At 68.2% G+C, this 19,553-nt stretch carries 16 protein-coding genes; 11 read left to right on the top strand and 5 right to left on the bottom strand.

Going from position 1 to position 19,553, the window contains the following annotated elements:
• Positions 1-27: 27 nt before the first annotated feature.
• Positions 28-2,523 carry a [protein-PII] uridylyltransferase gene (locus tag EXE63_RS03690; RefSeq protein WP_168140854.1) on the top strand — a complete coding sequence of 832 codons (2,496 nt, stop codon included), beginning with the start codon at positions 28-30 and terminating at the stop codon, positions 2,521-2,523.
• Between the two features lies 1 nt (position 2,524).
• Here EXE63_RS03690 and EXE63_RS03685 read toward each other — a convergent pair whose 3' ends face one another.
• Positions 2,525-4,708: a molybdopterin-dependent oxidoreductase gene (locus tag EXE63_RS03685; RefSeq protein WP_436277735.1), complete on the bottom strand. Its 2,184-nt coding sequence runs from the start codon at positions 4,706-4,708 to the stop codon at positions 2,525-2,527.
• Between the two features lie 91 nt (positions 4,709-4,799).
• Here EXE63_RS03685 and ffh point away from each other — a divergent pair, with 91 nt between their 5' ends.
• Together ffh and EXE63_RS03675 are read left to right on the top strand one after the other, a co-directional pair.
• Entirely contained in the window at positions 4,800-6,359 is a 1,560-nt protein-coding gene (gene ffh, locus EXE63_RS03680) for a signal recognition particle protein (protein WP_168140853.1), read from the top strand.
• A gap of 2 nt (positions 6,360-6,361) precedes the next feature.
• Positions 6,362-7,429, top strand: a complete 1,068-nt coding sequence (locus tag EXE63_RS03675; protein ID WP_168140852.1) for an amidohydrolase family protein — start codon at positions 6,362-6,364, stop codon at positions 7,427-7,429.
• A gap of 1 nt (position 7,430) precedes the next feature.
• Here EXE63_RS03675 and EXE63_RS03670 read toward each other — a convergent pair whose 3' ends face one another.
• From EXE63_RS03670 to EXE63_RS03660, 3 genes are all read right to left on the bottom strand, one after another.
• Positions 7,431-9,044 (bottom strand): diflavin oxidoreductase, encoded by a 1,614-nt coding sequence (locus tag EXE63_RS03670; protein WP_168140851.1) that lies wholly within the window; start codon positions 9,042-9,044, stop codon positions 7,431-7,433.
• 91 nt (positions 9,045-9,135) lie between these two features.
• Positions 9,136-9,951, bottom strand: a complete 816-nt coding sequence (locus EXE63_RS03665) for a D-alanyl-D-alanine carboxypeptidase family protein (protein ID WP_168140850.1) — start codon at positions 9,949-9,951, stop codon at positions 9,136-9,138.
• Between the two features lie 63 nt (positions 9,952-10,014).
• On the bottom strand, positions 10,015-10,890 hold the full coding sequence (locus EXE63_RS03660) for a D-alanyl-D-alanine carboxypeptidase family protein (RefSeq protein WP_168140849.1): 876 nt from the start codon (positions 10,888-10,890) through the stop codon (positions 10,015-10,017).
• A gap of 113 nt (positions 10,891-11,003) precedes the next feature.
• On the opposite strand from EXE63_RS03660, the gene EXE63_RS03655 reads away from it, so the two are divergent.
• The 8 genes from EXE63_RS03655 to trmD all read left to right on the top strand — a co-directional run bounded on the left by EXE63_RS03655 (position 11,004) and on the right by trmD (position 18,406).
• Positions 11,004-12,806: an N-acetylglutaminylglutamine amidotransferase gene (locus EXE63_RS03655; RefSeq protein WP_168140848.1), complete on the top strand. Its 1,803-nt coding sequence runs from the start codon at positions 11,004-11,006 to the stop codon at positions 12,804-12,806.
• Positions 12,803-14,521 (top strand): N-acetylglutaminylglutamine synthetase, encoded by a 1,719-nt coding sequence (gene ngg / locus EXE63_RS03650; protein ID WP_168140847.1) that lies wholly within the window; start codon positions 12,803-12,805, stop codon positions 14,519-14,521. Before EXE63_RS03655 ends, ngg begins: the two co-directional genes overlap by 4 nt.
• 35 nt (positions 14,522-14,556) lie before the next feature.
• Positions 14,557-15,780, top strand: a complete 1,224-nt coding sequence (locus tag EXE63_RS03645) for an osmoprotectant NAGGN system M42 family peptidase (RefSeq protein WP_234904683.1) — start codon at positions 14,557-14,559, stop codon at positions 15,778-15,780.
• Positions 15,781-15,795: 15 nt separating this feature from the next.
• Positions 15,796-16,215, top strand: a complete 420-nt coding sequence (locus EXE63_RS03640; RefSeq protein ID WP_168140845.1) for a nuclear transport factor 2 family protein — start codon at positions 15,796-15,798, stop codon at positions 16,213-16,215.
• 168 nt (positions 16,216-16,383) lie between these two features.
• Positions 16,384-16,860: a 30S ribosomal protein S16 gene (gene rpsP / locus EXE63_RS03635; protein ID WP_168140844.1), complete on the top strand. Its 477-nt coding sequence runs from the start codon at positions 16,384-16,386 to the stop codon at positions 16,858-16,860.
• The gene (locus EXE63_RS03630) at positions 16,857-17,099 is read left to right on the top strand and encodes an RNA-binding protein (RefSeq protein WP_056548932.1); all 243 of its coding nucleotides are present in this window, start codon (positions 16,857-16,859) and stop codon (positions 17,097-17,099) included. The genes rpsP and EXE63_RS03630 overlap by 4 nt, the downstream gene beginning before the upstream one ends.
• Before the next feature lie 64 nt (positions 17,100-17,163).
• Positions 17,164-17,691: a ribosome maturation factor RimM gene (gene rimM / locus EXE63_RS03625; protein ID WP_168140843.1), complete on the top strand. Its 528-nt coding sequence runs from the start codon at positions 17,164-17,166 to the stop codon at positions 17,689-17,691.
• Positions 17,692-17,698: 7 nt separating this feature from the next.
• Positions 17,699-18,406 (top strand): tRNA (guanosine(37)-N1)-methyltransferase TrmD, encoded by a 708-nt coding sequence (gene trmD, locus EXE63_RS03620; RefSeq protein ID WP_168140842.1) that lies wholly within the window; start codon positions 17,699-17,701, stop codon positions 18,404-18,406.
• Here trmD and EXE63_RS03615 read toward each other — a convergent pair.
• Positions 18,403-19,338 (bottom strand): serine hydrolase, encoded by a 936-nt coding sequence (locus EXE63_RS03615; protein ID WP_168140841.1) that lies wholly within the window; start codon positions 19,336-19,338, stop codon positions 18,403-18,405. The two genes, trmD and EXE63_RS03615, sit on opposite strands and share 4 nt — an antisense overlap.
• Positions 19,339-19,553: the final 215 nt, after the last annotated feature.

Raw genomic sequence — 19,553 nt, 5'->3', positions numbered from 1 at the left:
CGAATGTAGGGCCGGGGGAGGACCGAAATGACTGATCAGACACCAGATCCCGCTGCCGGCGCTTCCCGATGGGAAGCTCCGGCAGCGGGATCGCCGCGTCCGGCCACCGATCTGGCCAAGGCATCAAAGCAACTGCTCGACGTCGGTGGCAAGCAACTGGATTCGGCCGCACTCCGCGACGCGCTGCTGGATCTCAACGAATTCTGGTTGTCCACCAAGGCAGCCGAGATCGGGATCACCGCCACCAGCGGGTTCGCCATCGTCGCCACCGGTGGCCTGGGTCGCGGTGAGCTGCTGCCGTACTCCGACCTGGATCTCATGCTGCTGCACGACAACATGCCGGCCGAGGCCGTCAGCAGGGTCGCCGAACTGCTCTGGTACCCGCTGTGGGATGCCAACATCCACATCGACCACAGCGTGCGCACCGTGCCCGAGGCGCTGAAAGTGGCCGGAGAGGACATCTCCGCCGGCATGGCCATGCTCGATGCCCGCCACATCGCCGGGGACGCCGAACTGTCCGCGCTGCTGACCGGTGGCGCACGCCGCCAGTGGCGGATCGGAATCGCCTCGCGCTACGAGGAACTCGTCGCGCACACCCAGGCACGCTGGGAGCGCAGCGGGCAGATCGCGCACCGTGCCGAACCCGACCTCAAGAACGGCCGCGGCGGCCTGCGAGACGTGCAGCTGCTCAACGGCCTGGCCATCGCCCAACTCGCGGACGTCTACCCGAGCCGGCTGCTGGCCTCACCCACCGGCACCCTCGGTGAGGCACACCTGTCGCTGCTCAACGTCCGCACCGAACTGCACCGCGTCTCCAGACGGGGCCGCGAACAGGTGCTGGCCCAGTACGCAGACGAGATCGGCGCGGCACTGCGCATCGGGGACCGCTTCGATCTGGCCCGCACCATCTCCGATGCGGCCCGGACCATCAGCTACTACGTCGACGCCGGCATCCGCACCGCGGGGAATGCCCTGCCGCGCCGCGGATTCGCCGCATTGCGCCGCCCTGCCCGCAGACCTCTGGACGAGGGCGTCATCGAGTTCAACGGGGAGGTGATCCTGGCTCGTGACGCGAAACCCGAACGCGATCCGGGCCTGATCCTGCGGGTGGCTGCCGCCTCGGCCACCACTGCGCTGCCGATCGCCGCGTCCACACTGAGCCGGTTGGCCGGCGCCGCACCCGAACTGCGCACCCCGTGGCCGCGCGAGGCGCTCAAGGACCTGCTGGTGCTGCTGTCGGCGGGGCCGGCGGCGGTGAACACCGTGGAGGCGCTGGACCGCACCGGGCTGTGGGGCCGGTTGTTCCCCGAGTGGGGAGCGGTGCGCGACCTGCCGCCGCGCGATGTCGTGCACATCTGGACCGTCGACCGCCATCTGGTCGAAACCGTCTCCCGGGCAAGTGCATTCACCACCCGGGTGTCTCGGCCCGACCTGCTGGTGCTCGGTGCGCTGGTGCACGATATCGGCAAGGGGCGCGGCGGCGATCACAGCGTCATCGGCGCCGAACTCGCCGCCCAGATCGGCACCCGGCTGGGCCTGTGGCCCTCCGATGTCGAGGTGCTGTCCAAGATCGTGCGCTACCACCTGCTGTTACCCGATACCGCCACCCGCCGAGATCTGCAGGACCCCAAGACCATCGAGACCGTGGTTGATGCGCTCGGCGGCGACTACCAGCTGCTGGAACTGCTACACGTGCTGGCCGAGGCGGACTCGCTGGCCACCGGGCCCGGGGTCTGGGGGGATTGGAAATCCTCGCTCATCGGCGATCTGGTGCGCCGGTGCCGGTTGGTGATGGCCGGGGAACCTTTGCCCACACCGGATCCCGTCGACCCCCGCTACCTGGAGTTGGCCGCCGACGGGGTGGTTCACGTCGAGATGGTGGCCGGCGAAGGCCCGCACATCCACAACGTCACGATGATCGCGCCGGATCGCCGCGGTCTGCTGTCCAAGGCCGCGGGTGTGCTGGCGCTCAATGCCCTTCGGGTGCACTCGGCTTCGGTCAACAGCCGCGACGGGGTGGCCATCAACACCTTCGCGGTCTCACCGCATTTCGGGACGCCACCGGCCGCCGAACTGCTGCGCCAGCAGTTCATCCTCGCCCTGGACGGTCAGCTCGACGTCATCGAGACTCTTGAGCGCCGGGACCTGGAAAGCGCGGCCGCCGCTCCGCACCGGGCGGGGGAGACCCCGGCCTCGGTGCCGGTCACCCACACCATCGCCCCGCCGCGCATCCTGTGGACCGACGGCGGCGCTCCCGGTGAGTTCTTCGTTCAGGTCCGCGCGACCGACCGGCCCGGTCTGCTGTCCCGCCTGACCGCCGTCATCGAACGCGACGGCCTGGACATCAACTGGGCGAAGGTCACCACGCTGGGGTCGGTGGTGATCGACGTCTTCAGCATCACGGTGCCCGCGCTGGCCGCCGGTGGGGACGCCGTCAAGATCGCCGAGGCCCGTGCCGACCTGGAACGCGATCTGTACGCGATGTTGCCCGCCCCTGCGCGCAAGGTGTCCGAAGCCAGTTGACTCAGGGCGCGGTCACGGTGACCCAGGTGTTGTTCACTGCCGCCGTGCCGGTGAAGGTGTCCACCTGATCGGGGTCGTGCAGATCGTTGACGTTGGCGCCGCCGAGGGTGTTCGCGTGCTGCCATCCGGTGTCGCGGTGGCCCCACCCGTGCGGCACGGCGACGGTGCCCACCCGCATCTCGTCGCTGATGTCCAGCGGGATGTCGATGTGCCCGATCTCCGAGGTGACGCGCACGGTGTCGCCCTGGGCCAGGCCGCGCGCGACCGCGTCTTCGGGATGCATCAGCACCGTGCAGGTGTTGTGTCCGCCCGTCATCGACGGCACGTTGTGTAGCCAGGAGTTGTTGCTGCGCAGGTTCCGTCGGCCGATCAGCTGCAGCCGACCGGCATCGGGCTCCTCGCCCGGGGTGGCCAGTCGGGCCGCGGCGTCGGCGATGAACTCCTCCGGCGCCAGGTGCACCCGGCGATCCGAGGTGGCCAGCACCTTGCCCAGCCGGGGCTGCAGCGGGCCCAGATCGATCCCGCCGGCACTGTGGCGCAGCGCCTTCATGGTGATGCCCTTGCGGCCGCGCCGCAGTCTCCCGTACGGGCCGGTGGCCAGTGCGGCGGCGGTGACCCGCAGTGGGTTGGCGAACGCGATGAACTTCTCCCGCAACGGTGCGGCGAACTGGCGCAGCGGGGCCGGGAGCAGTTCAAAGGTCAACCGGCTCAGGATCTCCCAGTCCTCCAGGGCGCCGATCGCCGGCTCGAAACTGCGGTGCTGATAGCGAATGTTGTTGCGTACGCTGAAGACGGTGGTGAGCAGGCCGACGTCCTCGCGTTCCAGTGGGGATACCGGTGGCAGGATGAAATCGGCGTGCCGGGTGGTCTCGGTGATGTACATGTCCACTGCCACATACAGATCCAGCTGTGCCAGGCCCTCGGCGAGCCGGCCTTTCTGCGGGATCGAGGACACCGGGTTGCCCGCGTAGGTGATCATCGCCCGGATCTGTCCCGGGCCCTCGGTGAGGATCTCGTCGGCCATCGCCACCGCGGGCAGTTCGGCGCGGAACGCCTTGTACCGGCCGGAGCGGTCGGTCCACAGGCCGTGCCCGACCGGGATGAACTTGGCCAGCCGCGGTACGTCGACGATCGGGGTGGAGAACATCGTGCCGCCCGGCCGGTCCAGGTTTCCGGTGACCGTGTTGATCACCATGACCAGCCAGCTCACCAGCGTGCCGGTCTCCTGCTGGCAGATGCCGATGCGGGCGTAGATCGCCGCCGACTCGGCGGCGGCGTGCTCGCGGGCCAGCGTCCGTATCTCGTCGGCATCGACTCCCGCGCGGGCGGCCATGGCCTCCGGGGTGGCATGGGCCACCAGGTCGGCGAGTTCCCGCTGTCCGGTCGCCACCTTGTCGAGGGACGCCGTGTCGCAGAGGTTCTCGTTGATGAGCACATGCAGCATGCCCATCAGCAAGTAGATGTCGCCGCCCGGGCGTACCGCGACGTGCTGGTCGGCGAGCCGGGAGGTCTCGGTGCGGCGAGGGTCGATGACCACGACCTTTCCGCCACGGTCCCGGACCGCCTTGATGCGTCGTTTGGCGCCCGGCATGATCGACAGCGAACCGTTGGACACCGCCGGGTTCGCCCCCAGGATGACCAGCCGCTGGGTGCGGTCGATATCGGTGATCGGCACCAGGACGTTGGACCCGAACACCCGCCACGCGGCGTACTCGTGCGGCATCTGGTCGATGGACGACGCGGAGTAGAAGTTCGGGGTGAGCAGCGCGATGCGCAATGCGAGTCCGTACATGGCCCCGGAACTGTGCGCAGCCGGGTTGCCCAGGTACATGCCGAGCGCGCGCAAGCCGTGCCTGCGGCGGACACGCCGCAGTCGGGTGCCGATCTCGGTGAAGGCCTCGGCCCAACTCACCGGTTCGAAGGAGTCCCCGACGCGTCGCATCGGGGTGCGCAGCCGGTCCGGATCGTGGTGCAGGCCGCCCATCGCGGTGGCCTTGGGACAGATGTAGCCCTTGGAGAACACGTCGTCGGGGTTGCCGGTGATGCGGCTGACCTGGTCATCGGTGACGGTGACGTGGATACCGCAGTGTGCCTCGCACAGCGTGCACTGGCTGATGTGCGTCACACTCATCGGCTCGTCGAGGTCGCTGCGCACCTCGGGGAGGGGGACGTCGATCGCTGTCATGGGGGCCTCCGGCCAAATCTGTCATCGTGCGTTGACAGATTAGCGTCAGCGGGCCGCTTCGGGCCAGAACTCCGACCGTTAGGCTTATCGGGTGTTTGAATCGCTCTCTGACCGGTTGACCGGTGCACTGCAGGGCCTGCGCGCCCGGGGTCGGCTGACCGACGCCGATATCGACGCCACCGCGCGGGAGATCCGGCTCGCCCTGCTGGAAGCCGACGTCTCGCTGCCCGTGGTGCGCGCGTTCGTCAACCGCATCAAGGAACGTTCCAAGGGCGCCGAGGTCTCTGCCGCGCTCAACCCGGCCCAGCAGGTCGTCAAGATCGTCAACGAGGAACTCGTCGGCATCCTCGGCGGGGAGACCCGACAACTGGCCTTCGCCAGGAACCCACCGACGGTGATCATGCTCGCCGGTCTGCAGGGTTCCGGTAAGACGACGCTGGCAGGCAAGCTGGCGCGCTGGCTCAAGGCGCAGGGACACACCCCGCTGCTGGTGGCCTGTGACCTGCAGCGCCCCGGCGCGGTGCGCCAGCTGCAGATCGTCGGCGAGCGCGCCGGTGTCGCGGTGTTCGCACCACACCCCGGGGTCTCACCCGACGGCGTGACCATCGACCAGATGACCAGCGGCGACCCGGTCTCGGTGGCCACCGCGGGGCTGGCCGAGGCCAAGTCCAAGCACTACGACGTCGTCATCGTCGACACCGCGGGCCGCCTCGGTATCGACGAGGAGCTGATGAGCCAGGCCGCGGCCATCCGCGACGCCGTCAAGCCCGACGAGACGCTCTTCGTGCTCGACGCCATGATCGGCCAGGACGCCGTCACCACCGCCGAGGCCTTCGGCTCCGGGGTCGGCTTCACCGGCGTCGTGCTCACCAAGCTCGACGGTGACGCCCGCGGTGGTGCCGCGCTGTCGGTGCGCGAGATCACCGGCGTGCCGATCCTTTTCGCCTCCAGCGGCGAGAAGCTCGAAGACTTCGACGTCTTCCACCCCGACCGGATGGCCGGTCGCATCCTCGGCATGGGCGATGTGCTGTCGCTCATCGAACAGGCCGAACAGCACTTCGACGCCGAGCAGGCGGAGGCGGCCGCCGCCAAGATCGGCTCCGGCGAGCTGACCCTGGAGGATTTCCTCGAGCAGATGCTGGCCATCCGCAAGATGGGCCCGATCGGGAACCTGCTGGGCATGCTGCCTGGCGCCGGGCAGATGAAGGACGCACTGGCCGCCGTCGACGACAGTCAACTCGATCGCGTGCAGGCCATCATCCGTGGCATGACGCCCGCCGAGCGGGCCGACCCGAAGATCATCAATGGTTCCCGCCGGTTGCGCATCGCCAACGGTTCCGGTGTCTCGGTGGGCGAGGTCAATCAGCTTGTCGACCGCTTTTTCGAGGCCCGAAAGATGATGTCCCAGATGGCAGGCCAGATGGGAATGCCGTTCGGGCGCAAGAGCTCCCCGCGCAAGGCCGGCAAGGGCAAGAACAAGCAGGCCGGTAAGAAGAAGGGCCGGGGGCCGACGCCGCCGAAGAATCCGATGGGCGCAGGTCTGCCCGCCGGGTTCCCGGATCTGACCGGGATGCCCAAGGGCCTCGACGAGCTGCCGCCCGGCCTGGCCAATATCGATCTGTCCAAGCTGAAGTTCCCGGGACAGAACTAGGAATGGCGGCACTGCATCTTCGCGGCCGGGGCCTACCCGATGGCGAGGAGGTGCAGTGGTGGATCGAGCAGGGCACGCTGTCTGCCGAGCCGATCGCCAACGCCGACACCGTCTTTGACGGCGGCTGGATCATCCCGGGCCTGGTCGACGCGCACTGCCACGTGGGGCTCGGGCCCGACGGAGCGACCAGTTTCGACGAGGCGATCGGCCAGGCCGAAACCGAACGTGACGCCGGTGCTCTGCTGCTGCGCGACGCCGGCTCCCCGGTCGACACCCGCAGCCTCGATGACCGCGACGACCTGCCCCGCATCATCCGCGCCGGCAGGCACCTGGCCCGGCCCAAGCGCTATATGCCGGGCCTGCCGATCGATATCGAGGACGAAACACAGCTGCCGGCCTACGTCGCCGAACAGGCGCGCTGGGGCGACGGCTGGGTGAAGCTCGTCGGCGACTGGATCGACAGGGGAGTGGGCGACCTGGCGCCGCTGTGGTCCGATGAGGTGCTGGTCGAGGCCATCGCGGCCGCGCACGCCAACGGTGCGCGCGTCACCGCGCACGTGTTCGGCGAGGACGCGCTGCCCGGGCTGATCAACGCCGGCATCGACTGCATCGAGCACGGCACCGGGATCACCGACGACACCATCGAACTGATGCTGGCGCACGGCACCGCACTGGTGCCCACGCTGATCAACATCGACAACTTTCCGGGTATCGCCGAGGCGGCCGGCAAGTACCCGACCTACGCCAGGCACATGCGTGATCTGTACGCCTCCTGCACACAGCGCGTCGGTGCCGCCCATGAGGCCGGGGTGCCGATCTACGCGGGCACCGACGCGGGCGGGATGGTCGCCCACGGTCGCATCGGCGATGAGATCGAGGCTCTCAAGGGTGTCGGGATGAGTCCGACCGAGGCGCTCGGCGCGGCGAGCTGGGATGCCCGGGCCTGGCTGGGTCGCCCGGCGCTGGAACACGGTGCGTCGGCGGACCTGCTGTGCTTCGCCGAGGACCCGCGCGAAGTCGGGGTGGGTGACCCCGACCTGGTGATTCTGCGCGGCCGGGTCTGGAAGTAGCTCAGTACACGTCGCGCACGTAGCGGTGGCTCTTGATCATGTCGTTGACGTAGGCGTGTGCAGCCGCGGCATCCATGCCGCCGACCCGGGCGATGACGTCGTGCAACGCGGCGTCCACGTCCTTGGCCATCCGGTCTGCGTCTCCGCACACGTAGACGTGCGCACCGTCGCGCAGCCAGCTGTAGAACTCCTCGGCGTTCTCCTGAATGCGTTGCTGCACATACACCTTGGCGTCCTGATCGCGCGAGAAAGCCAGGTCCAGGCGGGTCAGCACCCCGGACGAGACGAATTCGTCCAGTTCCTCGCCGTACAGGTAGTCGGTCGCGCGGCGGCGGTCTCCGAAGAACAGCCACGACCGCCCTGTCGCCGCACTGGCCGCGCGCTCCTGCAGGAACGCGCGGAACGGTGCGATACCCGTGCCGGGGCCGATCATGATGATCGGCACATCGCCGGCGGGCAGCCGGAAGTGGTTGTTGGGCCGCAGGTGCACCAGTAGTTTCTCGCAGCGGTCGGCCAGGTAGGTCGACGCGACACCGCCGTGCCTGCGCCCCTGCACGTCGTAGCGCACGCTGGCCACGGTCAGATGCACGCTGTCGGGGTGCACCAGTGGGCTGGAGGCGATCGAGTAGTCGCGGAACTGCAGCGGGCGCAGCGTGTCGATGACCTCGTCGACGTCGAGGTCGGCCAAGGCGATGATGTCCAGCACGTCCTTGCCGTACAGCCAGGAGCCCTCGGTGCCGCCATGGGTGTCCCCGGACCGCAGGGTCTCGGCGACCTCCTCATCGGCGGTGCGCGATGCGGCCAGGCTCAGCAGCGCGCGTGACGGTGTGCGGATCTCGAAATGTTCGGTGAGCAACGCGCCCAGTGGTTGGTCATGGCCACTGACCGCGTAATCGGCGCCGACCCCGAGTCCGGACAGCAGCGCCTCGACCAGTGCAGGATCGTTGGTGGCGTGCACCGCGATGGAATCGCCTGCGTGATAGGCGATCCCGGTGCCGGTGAGGTCCACTTCGAAGTGCCGGACCTCTTTGTCGGAGTCGGTCGAATTGAGCCACCGGTTGACCGCCAGGCGCGCGACGGCAGCAACGTTGCGTTCGCGGGGTTCGGCGCGTTCGGGGACCGGGGCCGCCGAGTCCTCCGCGGTTCCTCCCTCGCCCTGCTCGGCGGTCAGCTGCTTGACCAGTTCGGCGGTCCACGCCTTGGCCGGGTCCTCATAGAAGCCGTCGACGTCCACCCGATCGGTCATCCGCTTGGCGCCCAGTTCCTCCAGACGCTCATCGAGTAGCCGGCCGGCATTGCAGAACAACTCATACGAGCTGTCGCCGAGGGCCAGGACCGCGAAGCTGAGGTGCTCGAGGCGTTCGGTGTCGGCGCTGATCGCCTCCCAGAACAGGGTCGCCGAATCGGGGAACTCGCCCTCGCCGAAGGTGGATACCACCGTGATGAAGTGGGTGGTCTTCTGCAGCTCGGAGACCTCGACCTGGTTCAGTTCCACCGCTTCGACCTCGATGCCGATGGCCGCGACGGCCTCGGCGAACGTCATCGCGGCATCTTCGGAGTTCCCCATATCGGTGCCGAAGGCGACGATGAGTGAGAGATCAGCCTGGCCGGACACGTTGCCCCCTTGGTCACGCGCATGGACGGGTGTCCGGCGCTCAAATTAGGGTGACCTTACTTGTTCGGGGGCGGTTGTGGGGAGCTCCCCCTCAGGGTTGGCTGAATCCCCAGTCCAAAAGGCTGATCGCCTGGTCGTACAGGTCACCGGTTCCGTACATCTGTACCACAACGAGGCGGCGGTTCCCGCGTTGCGCGGCCCCGACGTACGTTTTGCGGGCCCGGTTGGTGAAACCCGTCTTCCCGCCCAGATCGCCGGGGTACCGCGTCAGCAGTTCGTTCTGGTTGGACAGGGTCTTGCCGGGGAAGGGTGCGGACTGGGCCCGCATGATCTGTGCGATCAGCGGATACCGCAGCGCGGCGCGGAAGATGACGGCCAGATCGTGCGGGGTGGTGATCGACTCCCAGCCGGGGCCGTCCAGCCCGGACGGCGACGATGCCTTGGTGCCGCGTGCGCCGACGCCGGCGGCCTTGCGGTTCATCGCGGCGACCGCCGCCCGCTGGCCGCCCAACATATCGGCCAGCATGTTCGCAGAGTCGTTGCCCGACACCATGAGCAGCGCGCTGAGCAACTGCGTCACCGTGTAGGGCTGCCCCGGTTTCAGTCCGACACAAGAACATTCAACCTTGGTATGGGACGCGTTGGCACGGGCGAAGTTGTCGGGTCGAAGATTGTCGAGTACCACCATCGCCAGCAGGACCTTGATGGTGCTGGCCGGGGCGTAGGAGCCGCCTGGATCCTTGGCGGCCAGAACCGCGCCGGTATCCAGATCGGCCAGCAGGTACGCCTGCGCCGGTCCGTTCGCGAAGGCTTGTGCGCCAGCGGGTTCCACGGTGGGTGCGGCCTGTGCGGGCGCCGCGATGACCGTGCTGAGGGCGAGCGCGGTCGCCGCGAGCAGATGTCGCACGTGCGCGAGGTTACGGTCGGCAGGACTCGTTACGTGCGCGGAACGGTCTCCGTCGGGTCTCGACTACAGTCTGCCGACGCCTGCCGAGCGGTCCTGGGCGAACCCCCAGTCCAGCAACGCCGATGCCTGATCCCAGTACGTCGGGCCGCCCTCGCGGACTAATCCGAACATCAGCGCGACCACCAGACGCCGACCGTCACGCTGGGCGGCGCCGACAAAGGTCTTGCGGGCCAGGTCGGTGAATCCGGTCTTGCCGCCCAGCATGCCGGGGTAGCGGCCCAGCAGTTCGTCCTGATTGACCAGCACCCGATCGCCGGCCTTGCCGGGGAACACTGCCGTCGGCTGTGCGGTGATCTGGGCGAACACCGGATTGGCCATCGCCGCCCGGAACATGACCGCCAGGTCGTGCGGCGAGGACCACATATCGATGCCGGGACCGTCGATACCGGACGGGCTGCCGGCCACCGTGGCATGGGCACCCAACAAGGCGGCCTTCGCATTCATCTTCGCCACCGCCGCCTGCTGACCGCCGAGCATGGTCGCCAACGTGTTTGCCGCGTCATTGCCCGACACCAGCAACAGGCCCTCCAGTAACTGGCGCACCGTGTAGGTGTGCCCGGCGGCCACCCCGGCGCAGTTGCACTCCACCCGGGTGTCGGCCTCGTTGGCGACCACCGTCGCATCCAGGGGCAGTTCGTCGAGCACCACCATGGCCAACAGCACCTTGATGGTGCTGGCCGGGGCGTACCGCCCGCTCCCGTCCTTCGACGCCAGCACCGCGCCGCTGTCCATGTCCGCGATCACCCACGCCTGCGCAGGTCCGTCCGGTATCGGCACCGAGCCCAGAGGTTGATCGACGCCCAGCTCGGCGCCGGCCGTGCCGGTGCCGACGGAGCAGAGCAACAGGACGGAGATCAGACCGGCAACGAGCCTTCGCATGGGGTGTGAGCCTAACTACCTTTCCGCACCGGACGTTTGGCGAGAGCGCACACAGGTAACGTAAGACCAGCGCGAACCAGAGTGGCCGAACACCATCGAGGGGGACGAAAAGAATGTGCGGCATCGCCGGCGAGGTTGCTCGCGGCCGGTCGGCAGACCTAGGGGCCATCGCCAAAATGGCCGACTCGATGGTGCCGCGAGGCCCGGACAGCGGAGGCTTCTGGGCCCAGGACGGGATCGCCTTCGGCCATCGCCGATTGGCGATCATCGACCTCTCCAGTCACGGGCAGCAGCCCATGCACGATCCCGATCTCGGGCTCACCGTGGCCTTCAACGGCTGCATCTACAACTACCCGCAGCTCCGCCAGGAGCTGATCGGCAAGGGCTACCGGTTCTTCTCGCACAGCGATACCGAAGTCGTGCTCAAGGGCTACCGCGAGTGGGGCGAACGGGTCGTCGAGCATCTGTTCGGCATGTTCGCCTTCGCGATCACCGAGGTGGACTCCGGCCGCGTGCTGCTGGCCCGTGATCGCCTCGGCATCAAGCCGCTGTACTGGACCGAGGTTTCCGATGCCATCCGATTCGCGTCCTCCCTGCCGGCGCTGGTGGCCGCGGGCGGGGTGGACACCGAGATCGATCCGGTGGCCCTGCATCACTACCTGAGCTTCCACTCGGTGGTCCCGCCCCCGCACACCATCCTGCGCGGCGTGCACAAACTGCCCCCGGGCACCCTGATGCGCATCGAGCCCGACGGCACCCGCACCCAGCACACCTACTGGGAGCCCATCTTCGAGCGCTCCGCGGAGCGGGCCGACTGGTCGGAGAACGAATGGGAAGAGGCGATCCTCGCCTCGCTGCGCACCGCGGTCGAACGGCGACTCGTCGCCGACGTCCCGGTGGGCTGTCTGCTCTCCGGCGGACTGGACTCCAGTCTGATCGTCGGTCTGCTCGCCGAGGCCGGCCAGCACGGACTGGCGACCTTCTCCATCGGCTTCGAGGCCGCCGGCGGGGAAGAGGGGGACGAGTTCAAGTACTCCGATGTCATCGCCCGCCACTACGGCACCGACCACCACCAGATCCGGATCGACACCGCGCGCATGCTGCCGGCACTGTCCGGGGCGATCGGCGCCATGAGCGAGCCGATGGTGAGCCACGACTGCGTGGCGTTCTACCTGCTCTCCCAGGAGGTCAGCAAGCACGTCAAGGTGGTGCAGTCCGGACAGGGCGCCGACGAGATCTTCGCCGGCTATCACTGGTATCCGCCGATGGCGCACGCCGCCGACGACGATCCCCGCGCCGCGCTGGCCAGCTACCGGCAGGCCTTCTTCGACCGCGACCACACCGCGCTGAACACCATGGTGGCACCGGCCTGGCGCCTCGACGCCGATATCGCCGGCGACTACGTGCTCGAGCACTTCGCCCACCCCGGTGCGGCCACCGCGACCGACCGTGCGCTGCGCCTGGACACCACGGTGATGCTGGTCGACGACCCGGTCAAGCGCGTGGACAACATGACCATGGCCTGGGGTCTGGAGGGCCGGGTGCCGTTCCTGGACCACGAGCTCGTCGAACTCGCGGCCACCTGCCCGCCCTCGCTCAAGACCGCCCACGACGGCAAGGGTGTGCTGAAAGAGGCCGCCCGCAAGGTCATCCCGCATGAGGTGATCGACCGGCCCAAGGGCTACTTCCCGGTGCCGGCGCTCAAGCACCTGGCCGGGCCCTACCTGGATCTGGTGCGCGACGCCCTGCACAGTGACGGAGCCCGCGCCCGCGGCCTGTTCAACCCGACCGAGGTCGACCGCCTGCTCGCCGAACCGAACGGGTACCTCACGCCGCTGCGGGGTAATCCGCTGTGGCAACTCGGGTTGCTCGAACTGTGGCTGGCGCACCATGTGGACGGGGCAGCGACGCGATGACCCCGGAGAAGAGCAGCGAATCCAAGGAGGTCATCCAGGACCTCGGCTGGGGACGGCTGGTCTTCGGGCAGACTTTCGACGATCCGGGTGAGCTGGGCACCGCGCTGCGCGCCGAGGCCAGTGGGCGTCGGGACATCGGCATGTACCTGGAGGCGCCGCACGTCTTCGTGGCGCTCAACCCGCAAGACTTCTTCATCGACCCGAGCTTCACCTATCGCCTGGATCTCACCGAACCGCTGGCCTACCGGCCACCGGAGCTGCCCGGTGTCTCGGTGCGGCCGGTGCAGAGCATCGCCGACTGCGCCGCCATCAACGAGATCTACCTGCAATGCCGGATGGTGCCCGCCGATATCGACCTGATGTGGCACAACAGCCAGGCCGAGCCGCACATGATCTACCTGGTGGCCGTGGAAGACGACACCGGCACCGTGGTCGGCACCGTCACCGGTATCGACCACCTACAACTGTTCGACGATCCGGAGAACGGCTCATCGCTGTGGTGCCTGGCGGTCAGCCCCACCCTGTGCCGGCCCGGGGCCGGTGGTCTGCTGGTGCGCTCGTTGGTCGAGGAGTTCATCCGCCGTGGCCGCGCCCAGATGGATCTGTCTGTGCTGCACGACAATGCCGCGGCCATCGCACTGTATGAGCGGATGGGTTTCGACCGCGTGCCGGAGCTGGGCGTCAAGCGCAAGAACGCGATCAACGAGCGTCTGTTCGCTCCGGCGCAGGCGGAGGAGGAATTCGCCCAGCTGAACCCGTACGCGCGGATCATCGCCGACGAGGCCGTGCTGCGTGGGATCGCGGTGCGCATCCTGGACGCCCAGGCCGGATACATGCAACTCACCCACGGCGGCACCACGGTGACCACCCGGGAGTCGTTGTCCGAGCTCACCAATGCCGTCGCCATGAGCCGCTGCGACGACAAGCGGATCGCGCGCAAGGTGGTCGCCGAAGCGGGGGTGCGGGTGCCCCGAGGTATCACCGCGACCTTTGGTGAGGAGGACAAGCGCTTCCTGGCCACGGTGGGCTCTGTCGTGGTCAAGCCCGCCCGCGGCGAGCAGGGTGCCGGTATCACCGTGGGCGTCACCCGGCACGACGAGCTGGACCGGGCGCTGCAGCTCGCCAGCAAGCACTGCCCCGAGGTGCTGATCGAAGAGCGTTGTGAGGGTGAGGATCTGCGGATCGTGGTGATCAACGGCAAAGTGATCGCTGCCGCGCTGCGCCGCCCGGCGGAGATCATCGGGACCGGCAAGCACACCATCGCCCAACTCATCGAGGCGCAGAGCCGTCGCCGCTCCGGAGCCACCCAGGGCGAGTCGAAGATCCCGATGGACTCGGTCACCGAGGACACCGTGCGCGATGCCGGCTGGGACATGGACGAAGTGCTGCCGGCCAACGAGCACCTGGTGGTGCGTCGTACCGCGAACCTGCACACCGGCGGCACCATCGTCGATGTGACCGACGACCTGAACCCGACACTGGCGAAGGTCGCGGTGGATGCGGCGGACGCCATCGGCATCCCGGTCACCGGTATCGACCTCATCGTGCCCTCGGTGAAGGGCGAAGAGTATGTTTTCATCGAAGCCAACGAGCGCCCGGGACTCGCCAATCACGAACCCCGGCCCACCGCACAGGCTTTCGTTGACCTTCTCTTTCCCCGTACAGCTGCCACGCCATGGGCGTGGCACCCCGACCCAGTGGAGCCGCCTCAGTGAGTGCCGGAACAACCGAACAGACGCCCGCGCCGAGGATGCCGGATGCCGATCGCGACTGGATGGTCGACACCCTGTTGGCTCTGCTCCAGACGCCCAGCCCATCCGGGCGCACCGACGCCGTCATGCAATTGATCGGTGAGATGTTCACCGATCTCGGGGTGCCGTTCACCCTGACCCGCCGCGGTGCACTCAATGCAGAACTGCCCGGCGATTCCGACACCGTCGAGCGGGCCGTCGTCGTACACGCCGACACCATCGGCTGCATGGTGCGTCGCCTCAAGGACAACGGCCGGCTCGAGTTGATCCCGGTGGGCACGTTCTCCGCACGGTTCGCCACCGGAGCGCGGGTGCGGATCTTCACCGATGATCCCGACGAGTTCTTCACCGGCACCGTGATGCCGCTCAAGGCGTCCGGGCACGCCTTCGGCGACGAGATCGACACCCAGCCGACGCAGTGGGAGGACGTCGAGGTCCGCATAGACCGCAAGGTGTCCACAGCTGCGGACCTGGAGCGTCTCGGATTCCAGGTCGGCGACTTCGTCGCGCTGATCACCAGTCCCGAACTCACCGAGGACGGGTTCATCGTCTCGCGGCACCTGGACGGCAAGGCCGGTGTCGCGGTGGCCCTGGCCTTGGCGCGCGATGTGATGACGCGACGCACCAGGCTGCCGCATCGCACCACCATCATGGTGACCATCACCGAGGAGGTCGGCCACGGTGCCAGCCACGGCCTGCCACCGGACGTCGCCGAGCTGGTGTCCGTCGACAACGCGGTGTGCGCGCCGGGTCAGCACTCCATCGAAGACGGCGCGACCATCCCGATGGCAGATCTGCACGGGCCGTTCGACTATCACCTGACCCGCAAGCTGTGCCGGCTCGCCGACGAACGCGGTATCCCGTATGCACGCGACGTGTTCCGTTACTACCGTTCGGATGCGGCGGCGGCCATCGAAGCGGGCGCGGCCACCCGGGCGGCGCTGGTCGGCTTCGGCCTGGACGGCAGTCACGGTTGGGAACGCACCCACATCGAGTCGCTGGAGGCGGTCTACAACTTGCTGCACGCGTGGTTGCGGACACCGCTGACCTTCGCCAAATGGGATGCGCACGCCGAGGGCGAGCTGCGCGACTTCCCGTCGTCGAAGCAGCCCGCGCCCACCGAGCAGTGGGTGCCGCTGTCCCGCGGCGAGCACGCCGAGCCCGGCGAATGGTCGGGGGAGCACTGGCCTCCTGCCGAGGGCCCGGTGGGTCCGCCGACGTAGTGGTTCAATCAAGGCGTGCTGAGCATCGAAGAGATCTCCGACCGTCTGGAAATCCAGCAGCTGCTGGTCGACTACTCCACCGCCATCGACGCGCGCCGCTTCGATGATCTGGACCGGGTGTTCACCGCGGACGCCTATATCGACTACCGCGCCATGGGCGGGGTGGATGGGCGCTACCCGGAGGTGAAGGCCTGGCTGGCCCAAGTGCTGCCGAACTTCCCGGCCTACGCCCACATGCTCGGCAACTTCGATGTCAAGGTCGACGGCGACAGCGCGACCTCGCGCACGCTGTGCTTCAACCCGATGGTGCTCGGCGGCGACGAGAAACAGGTCCTGTTCTGCGGGCTCTGGTACGACGACGAGTTCGTCCGCACCGATGACGGCTGGCGGATGACCCGGCGCGTCGAGGAGAAGTGCTTCGACCGGGTGGTCTGACCGGGATTTGGGGCGGTAACCCCTGCTCTGGCACAATGGGCGGCTGTCCCGCGCGCGACACGTTAGATGCGCCGCACGCCGGTCACACACGCAGAGGCAAAACCGGACCGGGCAACCCGCCCGAGTCGCTGAATTGCAAGCGTGGCAATCACAGGAGATCGCTTCACCATGGCTGTCAAGATCAAACTCGCCCGCTTCGGCAAGATCCGCAACCCCCAGTACCGCATCTCGGTCGCCGACGCGCGCAACCGCCGCGACGGACGCGCCATCGAGGTCATCGGCAAGTACCAGCCGAAAGAAGAGCCCAGCCTGATCGAGGTCGACTCGGAGCGCGTGCAGTACTGGCTGAGCGTCGGTGCCCAGCCCACTGAGCCCGTGCTGGCACTGCTGAAGATCACCGGTGACTGGCAGAAGTTCAAGGGCCTGCCGGGCGCCGAGGGCACGCTGCGGGTCAAGGAGCCCAAGCCCTCCAAGTTGGACCTGTTCAACGCCGCGCTGGCCGCCGCCGACAACGCACCGACCGGTGAGGCCACCCAGCTCAAGAAGAAGAAGGCCCCGGCCAAGAAGGCCGACGATGCTGCCGAGGCCGAGGCCCCCGCGGCTGAGGCCACCGAAGCCGCCGCCGAAACTCCCGCCGCAGAATGAGCACCGTCGTCGTCGACGCCGTCGAACACCTCGTTCGCGGGATCGTCGACAACCCCGACGACGTACGGGTCGACCTGGTGACCAACCGGCGTGGCCGCACCGTCGAGGTGCACGTACATCCCGATGACCTGGGCAAGGTCATCGGCCGCGGCGGACGTACCGCGACTGCGCTGCGCACACTGGTCGCCGGTATCGGCGGCCGCGGAATCCGCGTCGACGTGGTGGACACCGACCAGTAATTCTCGTCGCGGGCTGGGGGTACCTCCCGCTCGCGGGGGAGAGCGAAGCGACCGGGGAGTATGGATGGAGCTGGTCATCGGGCGGATCGCCAAGGCCCACGGTGTCACCGGTGAGGTCGTCGTCGACGTCCGCACCGATGACCCGGAGGCCCGGTTCGCCCCCGGTTCGGTGCTCCGCGGGCGCAAGCCCCGCGGGGGACCGGAGCGCAGTTTCGTCATCGACACGGTCCGCGAGCACGGTGGCCGACTGCTGGTGCGCCTCAACGGGATCGGCGATCGCAATGCCGCCGACGAACTGCGCGGCACACTGTTCCTCGTCGAATCCGGGGACCTGCCACCCATCGAGGACCCCGACGAGTTCTACGATCACCAACTCGAGGGCCTGGCCGTGCGCACCGTCGCCGGTGAGGCCGTCGGCACGGTGACCGAGGTGCTGCACACCGCGGCCGGGGAACTGCTGTCGATCAAGACGCCCGAGGACACCGAACTGCTGGTGCCGTTCGTCAGCGCCATCGTCACCGCCGTATCACTGGCAGAGGGCACGGTGGACATCGATCCGCCCGAGGGTCTGCTCAACCTCGAAGATCTGTAGGGACCGCATGCGGATCGACGTCGTCACGATTTTCCCCGCCTATCTCGACGCGTTGCAGCAGGCTTTGCCGGGCAAGGCGATTCAGTCCGGCATCGTGGCACTCGGTGTGCACGATCTGCGTGAGTGGACCCACGATGTGCACCGGTCGGTGGACGACTCGCCGTACGGCGGTGGCCCCGGCATGGTCATGAAGGCCCCGGTGTGGGGTGCAGCCCTCGACGACATCTGTTCGGCGGACACACTTCTGGTGGTGCCGACACCGGCCGGCCGCCCGTTCACGCAGGCCACCGCGCACCGGTGGAGCGCCGAGGCGCATCTGGTGTTCGCGTGCGGACGCTACGAGGGCATCGATCAACGGGTCGCCGATGACGCGGCGCGACGGATGCGGGTCGAAGAGGTGTCCATCGGCGACTACGTGCTCGCCGGCGGTGAGTCGGCGGTCCTGGTGATGGTCGAGGCAGTGGTGCGCCTGTTGCCCGAGGTGCTCGGCAATCCCGCATCGCATCAAGATGATTCGCACTCGAACGGTCTGTTGGAAGGCCCCAGCTACACCCGGCCGCCGGTCTGGCGCGACCTGGAGGTGCCACCGGTGCTGCTGTCCGGGGACCACGCCAAGATCGATGCCTGGCGCCACGAGCAGTCGCTGCAGCGCACCCGGGAACGCCGGCCCGACCTGCTGGGGGCGAGCGAAGCGACGGGCAGTGATGTCGACTAGATACTGCCGCCGGGGAAGATCGTCTGCACCGCTTCGGTGATGGTCCGTCGCGCCTCCTCGGCGCCGGCGGGCTGCATCGAACTGATGGCCATCACATAGCGCCGCTCCGGGCCGACCACACCGGTGGACAGGTGCATCCAGTCCGCGCCGATGCAGCACATCCAGCCCTGTTTGACCGCGACCGGTTCGGCGAACAGCCCCTCCGGGATACCGAACCGCTGCGGGTAGACACCGCCGGGCACCATGCCGTCGGGTGCCGTCGGCGTCGACTGCGCCAGGTTGGACAGGATGATGCTGGCCCGCTCCGACGGCAGCCCGCCGGTACCCGCCAACAGCATGTCGTAATAACGCACCAGGTCGGTCACCGTGCTGATGGTGTTGAACCAGCGACCGTTGGCGCGCGTCGAGCCCAGCCCGTAGCGCTGGACGACCCGGCCGATGATCGCGCCGCCGCCGCTGCGATTCCAGAACACCTCGGCGGCGCTGTCATCGGAGGACCGCAGCATCACGTCGAGCATGGTGCGGTCCTCGGGGCTCAGCGTGGTGTCCCCGTTGGCTTCCTGCAAGAGCAGGTCGTCGGCGATGAAGAGCTTGACCACCGAGGCGATCGCGATGGTGCTGTTGCGGCCGTTGGTGACGAGCTGGCCGGTGTTGCGGTCCAGGACCGCCACGGTGATGTCGGCACCGGCCTCGGCGGCGTCCGCGGTGGCCTGAACCTCGCGGTTCTTCAGCCCCTCGAACGTTGCGGTCGGCTTCTCGGGCGGCGCTTCGGGCAGGGGCGCGGAGGTACCCAGCGGCGCGACGACGGTGAGCTGCGGCGCGGCGGGCGGTGGCGGCGGGCTCCCGTACACCTTCGCTTCGCACCCGGAGATCGTGGCAGCCGTACACACAGCCGCCACGGCCACCGCCAGAAACGTCGACGGCCGCGGCATGGGTTCCTCCAGGGATGAAGAAGAAGGGGGCGGGGGTCCCGGCCACGTTGTCGGAACGTCTACCCCGGATACCAGTAGCGTAATCGCCTCCCGGCCACCCGCGCGCGCCTCGCCGGGAGGCGGCGTTTCGCGACCGGACGTGCTCAGGGTGACGATTTCGCCTCGTGCGCCGCGTCTGGCACAATTGAGCAGTTGTCTGCGCAGGTTCATCCTGC

Source organism: Mycolicibacterium frederiksbergense, from assembly GCF_012223425.1.
Lineage (GTDB): Bacteria > Actinomycetota > Actinomycetes > Mycobacteriales > Mycobacteriaceae > Mycobacterium > Mycobacterium frederiksbergense.
Note: the sequence above shows the minus strand (reverse complement) of the source record. Positions and strands in the feature narration are given on the sequence as shown.

Bases quoted from the DNA above. Each gene is read 5' to 3' on its own strand.
- EXE63_RS03690 (WP_168140854.1), top strand. From the start codon at position 28: ATGACTGATCAGACACCAGATCCCGCTGCCGGCGCTTCCCGATGGGAA.
- EXE63_RS03685 (WP_436277735.1), bottom strand. From the start codon at position 4,708: ATGACAGCGATCGACGTCCCCCTCCCCGAGGTGCGCAGCGACCTCGAC.
- EXE63_RS03675 (WP_168140852.1), top strand. From the start codon at position 6,362: ATGGCGGCACTGCATCTTCGCGGCCGGGGCCTACCCGATGGCGAGGAG.
- EXE63_RS03660 (WP_168140849.1), bottom strand. From the start codon at position 10,890: ATGCGAAGGCTCGTTGCCGGTCTGATCTCCGTCCTGTTGCTCTGCTCC.
- EXE63_RS03655 (WP_168140848.1), top strand. From the start codon at position 11,004: ATGTGCGGCATCGCCGGCGAGGTTGCTCGCGGCCGGTCGGCAGACCTA.
- ngg (WP_168140847.1), top strand. From the start codon at position 12,803: ATGACCCCGGAGAAGAGCAGCGAATCCAAGGAGGTCATCCAGGACCTC.
- EXE63_RS03645 (WP_234904683.1), top strand. From the start codon at position 14,557: ATGCCGGATGCCGATCGCGACTGGATGGTCGACACCCTGTTGGCTCTG.
- rpsP (WP_168140844.1), top strand. From the start codon at position 16,384: ATGGCTGTCAAGATCAAACTCGCCCGCTTCGGCAAGATCCGCAACCCC.
- EXE63_RS03630 (WP_056548932.1), top strand. From the start codon at position 16,857: ATGAGCACCGTCGTCGTCGACGCCGTCGAACACCTCGTTCGCGGGATC.
- rimM (WP_168140843.1), top strand. From the start codon at position 17,164: ATGGAGCTGGTCATCGGGCGGATCGCCAAGGCCCACGGTGTCACCGGT.
- trmD (WP_168140842.1), top strand. From the start codon at position 17,699: ATGCGGATCGACGTCGTCACGATTTTCCCCGCCTATCTCGACGCGTTG.
- EXE63_RS03615 (WP_168140841.1), bottom strand. From the start codon at position 19,338: ATGCCGCGGCCGTCGACGTTTCTGGCGGTGGCCGTGGCGGCTGTGTGT.